The organism is Aeromonas sp. QDB62 (assembly GCF_027705695.1).
GTDB lineage: Bacteria > Pseudomonadota > Gammaproteobacteria > Enterobacterales > Aeromonadaceae > Aeromonas > Aeromonas allosaccharophila.
The window spans coordinates 36,293-46,757 of the sequence record NZ_JAPDCD010000044.1 but is presented as its reverse complement, the minus strand read 5'-3'; the positions used below and the strand labels follow the sequence as shown (position 1 = coordinate 46,757).

The 10,465-nt window shown below is 49.6% G+C and carries 11 protein-coding genes and 3 pseudogenes; 3 read left to right on the top strand and 11 right to left on the bottom strand.

Annotated features, from left to right (window positions below; all coding sequences use genetic code 11):
• Both OKC27_RS18790 and OKC27_RS18785 read left to right on the top strand, forming a co-directional pair.
• Nucleotides 1-162: pseudogene (locus OKC27_RS18790) on the top strand (IS5/IS1182 family transposase); the annotation flags it as partial.
• A 58-nt stretch (nt 163-220) separates the two neighbouring features.
• Nucleotides 221-400: pseudogene (locus OKC27_RS18785) on the top strand (hypothetical protein); the annotation flags it as partial.
• 22 nt (nt 401-422) lie between these two features.
• Here OKC27_RS18785 and OKC27_RS18780 read toward each other — a convergent pair.
• From OKC27_RS18780 to OKC27_RS18735, 10 genes and pseudogenes are all read right to left on the bottom strand, one after another.
• Nucleotides 423-788 (bottom strand): hypothetical protein, encoded by a 366-nt coding sequence (locus OKC27_RS18780; RefSeq protein WP_270806588.1) that lies wholly within the window; start codon nt 786-788, stop codon nt 423-425.
• 56 nt (nt 789-844) lie between these two features.
• Nucleotides 845-1,243 carry a hypothetical protein gene (locus OKC27_RS18775; protein WP_270806587.1) on the bottom strand — a complete coding sequence of 133 codons (399 nt, stop codon included), beginning with the start codon at nt 1,241-1,243 and terminating at the stop codon, nt 845-847.
• Nucleotides 1,244-1,317: 74 nt separating this feature from the next.
• Nucleotides 1,318-1,640, bottom strand: a pseudogene (locus OKC27_RS18770) (IS1595 family transposase); the annotation flags it as partial.
• 156 nt (nt 1,641-1,796) lie between these two features.
• On the bottom strand, nt 1,797-2,372 hold the full coding sequence (locus OKC27_RS18765; RefSeq protein ID WP_139727433.1) for a hypothetical protein: 576 nt from the start codon (nt 2,370-2,372) through the stop codon (nt 1,797-1,799).
• Nucleotides 2,373-2,660: 288 nt separating this feature from the next.
• Nucleotides 2,661-2,888, bottom strand: a complete 228-nt coding sequence (locus tag OKC27_RS18760; RefSeq protein WP_139727431.1) for an EexN family lipoprotein — start codon at nt 2,886-2,888, stop codon at nt 2,661-2,663.
• Nucleotides 2,889-2,961: 73 nt separating this feature from the next.
• Nucleotides 2,962-3,435, bottom strand: a complete 474-nt coding sequence (locus OKC27_RS18755; RefSeq protein ID WP_162517145.1) for a DUF2846 domain-containing protein — start codon at nt 3,433-3,435, stop codon at nt 2,962-2,964.
• A 704-nt stretch (nt 3,436-4,139) separates the two neighbouring features.
• Nucleotides 4,140-4,316: a DUF3606 domain-containing protein gene (locus OKC27_RS18750; RefSeq protein ID WP_019445078.1), complete on the bottom strand. Its 177-nt coding sequence runs from the start codon at nt 4,314-4,316 to the stop codon at nt 4,140-4,142.
• 262 nt (nt 4,317-4,578) lie between these two features.
• Nucleotides 4,579-5,310, bottom strand: a complete 732-nt coding sequence (gene lpxH / locus OKC27_RS18745; protein WP_270694070.1) for a UDP-2,3-diacylglucosamine diphosphatase — start codon at nt 5,308-5,310, stop codon at nt 4,579-4,581.
• Nucleotides 5,307-6,110, bottom strand: coding sequence for a DUF4269 domain-containing protein (locus OKC27_RS18740; protein WP_270694069.1), 804 nt, complete (start codon nt 6,108-6,110; stop codon nt 5,307-5,309). The genes lpxH and OKC27_RS18740 overlap by 4 nt, the downstream gene beginning before the upstream one ends.
• Nucleotides 6,100-6,597, bottom strand: a complete 498-nt coding sequence (locus OKC27_RS18735) for a peptidylprolyl isomerase (RefSeq protein ID WP_042655573.1) — start codon at nt 6,595-6,597, stop codon at nt 6,100-6,102. Before OKC27_RS18735 ends, OKC27_RS18740 begins: the two co-directional genes overlap by 11 nt.
• 249 nt (nt 6,598-6,846) lie before the next feature.
• On the opposite strand from OKC27_RS18735, the gene cysS reads away from it, so the two are divergent.
• On the top strand, nt 6,847-8,223 hold the full coding sequence (cysS, locus tag OKC27_RS18730; RefSeq protein ID WP_270694068.1) for a cysteine--tRNA ligase: 1,377 nt from the start codon (nt 6,847-6,849) through the stop codon (nt 8,221-8,223).
• 763 nt (nt 8,224-8,986) lie between these two features.
• Here cysS and OKC27_RS18725 read toward each other — a convergent pair.
• Entirely contained in the window at nt 8,987-10,462 is a 1,476-nt protein-coding gene (locus tag OKC27_RS18725; RefSeq protein ID WP_201902131.1) for an ATP-dependent nuclease, read from the bottom strand.
• Nucleotides 10,463-10,465: the final 3 nt, after the last annotated feature.

The following is a 10,465-nucleotide window of genomic DNA, read 5'->3' as shown; positions in this document are numbered from 1 at the left end:
CGCTCGCTGGCAGAGACGGCGATGTATCGGTTCAAGCAGTTGATGACGGGCAAAATCAGTCTGCGTAACTACAACGGTCAGGTAGGGGAAGTCATGGCGTATGTAAGCGCCATAAATAAACTGAATACCCTTAGCCTACCTGTCAGAAAGCCCCGAGTGTAGCGGTCACCTGGGGCTGGGGAAGTTGTGACCTGATGGCTGATTTGGGAAACAACGCCGCGTGCTGCGCAAAGCGACCAAGCAAAGGAAGATCTTCCTGACCGATGATGCGGTGCTAAAAGTTGCGTTCCTCGCGACACAGCAAGCCTCCAAGAAATGGACCATTCCGCTCCAGAATTGGAAGCTTGCCCTGAATCGCTTTAATATCGAATTCAGTGATCGCCTGAACGGTCACCTGTAATGGAGTGGTCAGTTACATAAAATTATTTACAGACTCTCCTCTTGTGAAATATGCACACGTCCTGTGGGAACTCCAATGGTCTTGGTTGAGGCTCTAGTGAGCCATCAAAGAGTTTTTCAAAAATCAGAATCCATCTCTCTGCTTGCTCGGCACTCATCATCAGGAATGCTTGTTGATTATGGATGTCATCAAAATCAAAATACAGCCCTGTATTCTTTGCCGCCTCAATATTTGCATCTGATACCGCTATATTATTAAATGCTTTATCAGATATGGAAGCGATAGTATTTTGTGCTAGCCCCACGGCACCACCATTATTGATATTAGTGGACTGCAATGCAACATTTACATCTGGCTGAAAAAATCTGACATTTTTGATCTTATCCAATGGATAAAGCATGACTTTGGTATCTGTAGGCTGCCAAAGATCACCCTCAATTAGGGCTATTTTTTATCTTCAACATCCACAGCCAAGCCGCTATAGGGGCTCCGACAAAAGTAGTCTACTTTTTTCAAACTACCGATTGTTTCACGCATGTAATGTGAAAGTCCAGTATTAAGTAGTTTTATATTACGTCTAGCTGAGCGAAGGATAAGTCTGTGTGTGACAAAGACTAATATTACGAAAGTACAAATTAATATTCCACCAATATAGTCATCGTCAATGCCAAATAACATGCTCGCAGGGACGGCAAGGAAGGGTGTTAAAAAGAAACATCCCATCACATAAGGAACCATTTTGCCCTTTTCTGCATCTTCGAATGATTCCGCCTCACTTTCCGTTAACGTGCCTAGTATATCAACGATTTCTTGGTTTAATATGTTCCCACTATTTTCTTCCATAATTTATCACCTACTTTTTGTGCGTTATTGAAATGATGTAGTCACATAATCATGCATTAAATATGATGCTGTAATTATCCATGACACTCAACCAGCTTCAAGCGCTGATATTGCATCGGAGGTGTTGCCACCACAGACCTCAATTCAACCTGCATACTCTTAAGGTCAAACCGATGATTAAAGCGGAAGCAATACCGCCAAATGCCTTGGCATATTTTTAGCTCCGAGCGTATGGCAACTGCCCTGCAACGAGTTCTTAATATTTCCTATCATCGTATTTACCCAGTTGAATAGCCAATCCAAGTTTTATCCGATGACTATGCCTAGATGCTCAGAGCTGGCCTAGATGGCCGTTTTGAAGCTTGAAGCATGCCAACCCATCACATATCACTGTGCTACTTCGGTACCATAATTTTTGAAAAACTCAAACAAGCTGTAGCCTTTCTGTAATTTTGGCCATGCTCTCGCACTTCAATGACTGTATGTAAGATCTGGATAGTTTGTGGTGACTACTAATCATGGATAATCAGAAACACTTTAAGGAAGACGCATTTTACTTAAAAATCTTGCGCATTCCCGCGTTGAGCTGGCGATCACCGTCCTCAGCATCACGGTCTTGCATCAATTTGATCGAGACCTCGTTGGTACCGATGGTATAGGTTGCGCTGTAATCACCACACACGCTGTCGGTTACACATTCAAAAAACGGCACCGACTTATCTTTTATTGTGCGGACGATCACCGGTTTGACTTTCAAGATCTTGGTCGCCTGACTGACTAACTCCTCGAAGTCTGCCTTGGCCTGTTTGACAGAAGCAACGGAGTCGTCTTGGTACAATGCCATGGTACCGCCGAAGGAGAGCACTTTATGTTGGTAGACCGCATAGTAATACTCACCCGTAGTTGGTCGTCCTAGGAATCCCTCGCCCGCCTTCGGTTTGCCGCGAAAGTCTTCATCAATGTCACTGCGCCAGTCATAGCGTATCAGACCATCGTTGACCACTTGGAGCGTGGTGATGGGCAGGTCGACTGTCAGGGTTTTGAAGCCCGTATTTGCGGCAATGGCCGGTGAGGCAATGAGACTGACCGCATAGCAGAGTGCAGAGAGCTGCAGGGTTTTATGGGTCAAGGTGACACCTCATGTAGATAATTGGTTTATGTGGAGTGTTGATACTCATCCGCCCACTGGATAGGTTTACTCTGGCTATTGAATATATCTCGTTCAGCCTCGCCCTGTGTAGTTCCCCAACTGGGAGGCGATAATGCCTCATTCGTAATTGCACCAGTTAGGCGAACCTTAAAATTGATTTTTGCCACCTGATTAGATGATGCTATCAGTTTATATACTAACAAGTGGCATGATTAGGCAAAAAATCTAATCGTTTAATTTAGACTAATTTCTTATGGGTAATAAAAACTACTGGCCCAACATGTTTTTCATCAAGTTAGTAGCCATTTTTTGCTGGGCTGCGATTGCATTTTTACATTCATCTGAATTGGCGTCTTTACCTTGTGCAATTTTCAAGGTGCACTCTTGCAGGGCTTCATTCAGTAATTTCGGATCTTTCATAAAATCCTCAACTGAGGTAGGTCCACAAGCAGTAAGTAACATAGTGATTGGAACAGCTAACAGTAACTTATTCATTTCTATTTTCTCCAAATAAAAAATGCAGATACAAATACTAGGACCTAAAAGATACAGATGGTTTTACAAGAAGTTATAAAGTATGTGGTAATGACATTTCAGATTTCTTGATCAGAACTTGAGCATCTTCAATATCGTCAGGGTCTGTCACAAGCTCAAAATCAGACTGACTAAAGAGAAGCCCCATACGAAGATAGTGGTAGATATAATATGTTTTGCCTGACTCGGTATTTAGGGAAATACTATTGTTTGAAAATTCACTTTCAGTTTCAAATGTATAGTTTTTACCTGCATCAAGTTTCAGAAGATAGAAGTGTTTATTTTCTGATTCACCTAGAAATTTTTTATCGATAAAAAGATCCATATTGCTATTGCGAGCAAGCCAGCCGTGACGGTAGATATAAACATGAGCCTTGCCCTCGGCAGGAGGTGAGAAGCTTTTGGCCTCATTGACGACAGCCTCATCGGTGACGGTTGGCACTGAGGAACAGCCACCAAGCATCATGGCGCAGAGCGCCAAGAAGATCATTACAAACGTATTACGCATTTTTTTACCCATCGTGCTGAAAGTTTATTGATGCTTGTGATTATTATTTTTTGAACATCTGATACGGATGTTTATTTTGCTACAGGATTGTCTGTGAGTGCGATGACGTTTTCAATAGGGTCTTTGAAAAATTTTTTGTAACTATTCGCCAGTTAATTGTTTTGCACCAATTAATGAAAAAAATACCCAGCTATATCAATTGCTTATGTATCCGTATTTTATCGTGTGGAGGTAATGTGACTTTTGTCACATTACCTGTTTGTCAAGATATGTGGTTAGCGAAAGATGGAGAGAGCTTGATGCTCTCATGCTTTGTCCGATGGGCTTTAAAGTCAGAACTATCAGGCGTAATGCCCCCACAAAATGCGTGAAATCAGGCATTTCATGTAAACTTGAAGCCCTTATAAATCAATCATATAAATTTTCCGTCAACTCACTCTTGGCTTTTAAAGTCCCTCGACGTTCGCGTCGTGCCGGTTCGATTCCGGCCTCGGGCACCAGTTATTAAGTAAAGCAATCAAAGAGTTACGAAAGGCCACTAGAAATAGTGGCCTTTTTTGTTTTTGCCGAAATGGTGGTGATTTCAAACAACAACCTTTTTCGCCAGCGTACTGGGTGCTTTGTCGGAAATAGATGTTGTTAAATAGATGACAGAAAGAGAAAAGCCCCGCGAGCGGGGCCTGGTCTGTAACGGGGAGGCGCCCTCACTTCTTGAGGTGTTTTCTGATCGCCTTGCCTGAGGTGCCGACTGCCTTGACCGCCCGTTTCAGCTGGACTTCGGTGCACTCGAACATTTTGATCCACTGCTTCATCTCATAGGGATCGTTGACATTGATCTTCTTGGCATCGAACGGGTGAGCGACCGCATTACTGTCAGGCATACAAACCTCAACTTGTTGAAATTGCTGGCGAGAAAGACGTTTCTGCCTGAGCGCCATCATCCTCTCAATTGGCAAGGGGCAAGGTGACGGGGTTCACACAACCTTGTGTCCTGATGCACGCCAGCAGGTTTGCTTTGCTGATCTGTGAGCGACCACCACTTATTCGTTCGCGCCTGATGCGGTGTGAACCGGGTGGCGCGAACGACGGGGGCATGATGATGGGAGGCAGATCGCTTGGTGGGTCAACCGAACTGGCGGGCTATCAAGCCTCTGCCAGCGCCCGCATTTCCAGCCGCTGCTCGCCGGGGCGGCAGACCAGCACCGAGCCTTGCTCGAACCAGTCACCCAGCACGATGCGGCGGGCGGGGTGGCCGTCGAGGGTGAAGTCGTGGATGGCTGGTCTGTGGGTGTGGCCGTGGATCATCATCCGGCAGTCGTGGGCGCGCAGGGTGTCGTCTACCGCCGCTGGCGTCACATCCATGATGATCTGGCTCTTGTGGGCGTTCTCCATCTGGCTTTGGCCGCGCATCTTGCAGGCGATGGCCTGACGGCGGGTGAGCGGCAGCCGTAAAAAGAGCCAGCGCAGCCATTTGAGCTGGGTGATGCGGCGAAACTTCTGATACCCCTCATCCAGGGTGCAAAGCAGATCGCCGTGGCTGAGCAGCACCCGCTCGCCATAGAGTTCGATGACGCAGGGATCCCCCAGCAGGGTCATCCCCGCGCGCTTGGCAAACTGCTGGCCCAGCAGAAAGTCGCGGTTGCCGTGGATAAAGTAGATGGGCACGTTCTGTTGGCTCAGGGCCAAGAAGGCGTCGGCCATCTGTTGATGGAGCGGATTGGGGTCATCGTCGCCAATCCAGAATTCGAAGAGATCCCCCAGCACATAGAGGGCATCGGCGCCGGGGGCGTCGTGCTCGAGAAAGCGCACCAGTGCCGCGGTCATATCGGGCCGCTGGGCAGAGAGGTGAATGTCACTGATAAAGAGGGTGCTCATGATGTGGGGGTCGGGCTCTCGGTCGAAACAGGGCAAACAGGAGTGGCAGAGATAGTGGAAAACACAGGGGACGAAGGTTGCACGACAGGCGCCATCGCCGTCGCGTCAGTGGATCTATGCATACCGTCACGGGATGGGGGTTGCCATGACAGCTCGGCCAGATTGCGTCCCTCCAGCGTCAGCAGGGCAGTGTAAGGATCGCCAGCCAATCCCAGCAACTGGCACATCGCCGCTTCCCCTTTCAAGCCTTGCTCAAGGCGCAGACGCAATACCTCCCGATAGAAAGCATCACCAAAGCGTTGCAGCAGGGTGGCCATCAGGGTGAGGTGGCGCCAGCCGTTCAGCGTCTCGATGGGGGTGGGGGTGACATAAAGCTCCAGCGGCCAGCTGGCGATGCGGTTATCGCAACCGCTATCGTCACTGTTCTGGTCGAGACAGGGAAAGGTGCGCTCCAGCAGCCAGATATTGTCGCCCTTGGCGCTCGCCTGCCAACCTTGCTCTGCAAAAGTAGCGGCAAACGCCGCCGGATCAGGATGCTGGCAGAGGATATCGAGATCGCTGCCGGGTCGATCGAGGCCGATGGCCAGCGTGCTCACCAGCGCCATATCGGCGCACTGCGCTGCCAGCGCATCCCACACACCGGCTGTGAGCAGGGCATGGGCCGAGCGTTGGCGCGGATTGCCGTAGGCCAGATAGTCGAGGCGGCGCCAGTTCGGACTGGCGCTGGGGGATGCAGATGGAAAAACTGCGGCCGGGGCCGCAGTTTCATCCGTGCCGAGTTGGCAAAGATCAGTCAGCAAGGGTCACCTTGGTGATAACCACATCTTCGGTCGGCACGTCTTGATGCATGCGGCCGTAGTTACCGGTTTTGACACCCTTGATTTTGTTGACCACGTCCATCCCGGCAGTCACTTCACCGAATACGCAGTAGCCGAAGCCCTGGGTGGTGGCGGATTTGAAGTCGAGGAAGTCGTTGTTGTTTACGTTGATGAAGAACTGGGCGCTGGCAGAGTGCGGCTCGCTGGTGCGGGCCATGGCGATGGTGCCGACCTTGTTGGACAGACCGTTGGCCGCTTCGTTCTTGATGGGAGCGCGGGTATCTTTCTCTTCAAAGCCGGGGGCATAGCCGCCGCCCTGGATCATGAAGCCGTCGATGACACGGTGGAAAATGGTGTTGTCGTAGTGACCGTCACGGCAGTATTGCAGGAAGTTGGCCACGGTTTCCGGGGCTTTTTCAGCGTTCAGGGTGAGGGTGATGTCGCCGTGATTGGTGTGCAGAGTGACCATGATATGTCCTTTCATACTTTTGAACGAAAAGTGAGCAAGCGACAGGGCGCTTGCGGGGTGTGGCATAAAGTGGTGGCAATTCTAGCCCATCAAGGGGCTGCGGCATAGTGTTGCAGAAAGTGCTGCAAAGGGCGCATCCAGTGCCAGAACATAGGCGGCAGGCGGGATTGGCCACATTTTCCGCCTCGTTTTCTGCCCTTGAACGGGGTATTATGACCAACCATTTTACTCACAGGCAGTGGTTATAAGATGCTGAAGATATACAACACACTCACTCGTCAAAAAGAAGAATTCAAACCTATCCACCCGGGCAAGGTGGGCATGTATGTGTGTGGTGTCACCATCTACGATCACTGTCATATCGGCCACGGCCGCACCTTCGTCGCCTTTGATGTGGTGGCTCGCTACCTGCGTTACGCCGGTTACGACCTGACCTACGTGCGCAACATCACCGACGTGGATGACAAGATCATCAAGCGCGCCGCTGAAACCCGCGTCACCTGTGACGAGCTGACTGAACGGCTGATTGGCGACATGCACGCCGACTTCGACGCCCTCGGCATGGTGCGCCCGGATATCGAACCGCGCGCTACCCAGCACATCAGCGAAATCATCGAACTGGTGGAAAGCCTGCTCGCCAAGGATCACGCCTACGTGGCCGATAACGGCGACGTGATGTTTATCGTCGAATCCTACGCCGACTACGGCAAGCTCTCCGGGCAGGATCTGGAGCAGCTGCAAGCCGGTGCCCGCGTTGACGTGGTCGATGCCAAGCGCAACCCGCTCGACTTCGTGCTGTGGAAGATGTCCAAGCCCGGCGAACCGACTTGGGAAAGCCCCTGGGGCCCGGGCCGTCCTGGCTGGCACATCGAGTGCTCCGCCATGAACTCCAAGCACCTTGGCAACCACTTCGACATCCACGGCGGCGGCTCCGATCTGCAGTTCCCGCACCACGAGAACGAGATCGCCCAGTCCTGCTGCGCCCACGGTGGTGACTACGTCAACACCTGGATGCACAGCGGCATGGTGATGGTGGATAAAGAGAAGATGTCCAAATCCCTTGGCAACTTCTTTACCATCCGCGACGTGCTGGCCCACTACGACGCCGAAACCGTCCGTTACTTCCTGATGTCTGGCCACTACCGCAGCCAGCTCAACTACTCGGAAGATAACCTCAAGCAAGCCCGCGCCGCGCTGGAGCGCATGTATACCGCCCTGCGCGATCTGCCGCTGGCCGCCGCTGCCGGTGGCGACGAGCAGGTGGCTCGCTTTAAAGAGGCGATGGACGACGACTTCAACACCCCGGAAGCCTACTCCGCCCTGTTCGATCTGGTCCGCGAGATCAACCGCCAGAAAGCGGAAGACATCAATGTTGCCGCTGGCCTCGGTGCCCGTCTGCGCGAGCTGGGCGCTGTGCTCGGCATTCTGCAACAGGATCCGGACGCCTTCCTCAAGGGTGACGAAGCGGACGACGAAGTAGCCGAGATCGAGCGCCTGATCGCCGAGCGCAATCAGGCCCGTGCCGACAAAAACTGGGCCGCCGCCGACGCCGCTCGCAACCGTCTCACCGAGATGGGCATTGTGCTGGAAGACAGCGCCGGCAAGACCAGCTGGCGCCGTGCCTAAGGCCGGTTGGCCTTGTTGGCGTCTGGTGCCAACAGGTTGAGCCAATAAAAAAACCGCAGCCCTTGGGCTGCGGTTTTTGTTTGTGTCTCTTCCCTCGACACCTCTTAAGCCTCGGTGGCCTGCGCTCTGATCCCCTCTCCCCTTGCGGGAGAGGGCTAGGGTGAGGGGGGCTAACGTCATTCCTCAGCTGAATGCCCTCCAACGCCTTAATGGCATGGCTTCGCCATGCAGGAAGCGAGGGCGCTGCCCTCGAAGAGGTTTCGCCGCCACTACGCGGCTTGGCGAGTGACTTTTGAAAGACCAAAAGTCACCAAAAGTCTTCTCCCCCGGCAAACCGCCCGCTTCGCGGGTTCCCTCGTCTCGTCCAACGGGTCGGACGGAGCGCCGCAGACGGCACTTTGGCCTACGCCATCCCTGGCTTCGGCCAAAGCCCGCTTCGAACATCCTTGTTCTCGCGCCAAATCGGGGTCGAGCAGTGCTCGCCCTGATCCGATTTGGCCCCTATGTCGGTTGCGGCTGCACCACCATCCCTGATGGCGCTCCTGACCTGTTGAACTCGACTCGGCGGTTTGCAGGGGGAACAAATACCGTGCCCGCCCGTGGCTTTAGCGTGCATGTTGACTGCCTTTCGCTGAAAGGGGAGTGCTGTGCAAGGGGGGGGGAATTGAGTGCAAAAGTGTTTGGGGAATAGAAATAAAAACCGCAGCTCAAGGCTGCGGTTTTTTCTAGATTGTAATTATTATTTAGTCTTTGAAACAGTCAGTTATGGAAAGAGTGCGAGTAGACCAATCATTTCTGCGATAGATTGATTCAGTTCAGATTGTGTATATATATTCCCCCGCATCGTGGTATTTTCTGGATGATGTATGTGATTTCTTATAAAAGTTTGCAACGTAGTTTGTTCGGGTTGCAGGGGAACGCCTTGTCGTTCCTGAGTCCATTGTTTATTTCGTTGGATGCCATTCTGGGAAAGCCATTGCTCAAATGAGCGAATTGTATTTGAAGAGCTTAACTCTTGTAAATGGCCATAAAGTTCATTATGCAGTTCGACAGTTGGTAGATTATATGCTCTATAGCTTATTTCTCCCCATGATGGGCTCCATGGAAACATTGGAGATGTGTCTGCTCGTGAGACTGAACTTATATTGTTTGTCTTTTTGAAAATAAAGAGCCCAGCATTTCTTAATTTTGGTGAGGAGAGCATGAATGGAGAATGAGTAGTAATAAAAACTTGTCGCTCTTTAGATATCACCATCAGTGCTTCTAATAATTTTGTTTGACCTGATGGATGTAAGCAGATCTCTGGCTCATCAATAAATAAAAAGAATGGTTTTGAAATAGGAGTGTTAGATGCAGTAGCGGTTATATGTGCATAGACTTGGAGCAGAGCTAATGCGACAGCCCGTTGCATACCATGTCCTTTTTCTCCCATAGGTACAGATACTCCATCATCAATAAGTATCCCTGCGGTTTTAAAAAAGCTATCGATCTGAGGTTCATCAAAAGTAAATGAGATGTTTGCATGACCAAATTGGGAAGAGAAAACATCTTGTACACTGTTTTCAATTTGAGCCAATCGTGTTCTTAGTTGTGATGCTGGGTTATTAAATATGTTGTTGTAAACTTCGGTGAACTCTTGGTACTCTGCTGTGGATATATGTCCAGAGGCTATTTCCTTCAATAAAGCACCACAAATTGTAGATGCTCCAAACTTAGATTCGTCACTCGGGTTTGTATCTGCCCAGATGAAGTTGTTATCATATAGTTTCTTAAATGGTGCATCTATTCCAGCTGTGTTGCTATGAGTGCCATTAGTCTCATTCCAAAATAAGATCTTTTTTAAATCTCCCTCATTATCAATATCTGCACTTCGTTTTACTTTAAACTTTTCTTGATCATTTTCATCATATACACTGGATAAAAAAGTCCCTACCTTATTGCCTTGAATATGATTATTGATAACGTTTCTGATATTCCCTGTATAGGTTACTTCTACGGATAGCACTGAAGCTGTATTAGTAGGTATAGATTTGTTTAGTAAGTCAGTTATGTCTTTTTTTGTACCATCTTTTATAAAATCAAAAATCTCAAAGACGGTTGACTTACCAGAGTTATTTTCACCTACAAAGATATTCAACCCACTTCCTTCTGTAACTCCATCAGGGATTTTTAGTTGAAGAATATTATTGTCACCATGGAACCCCTTGAAATTCTCAATTTTAACTGACTCAATAAACATTTA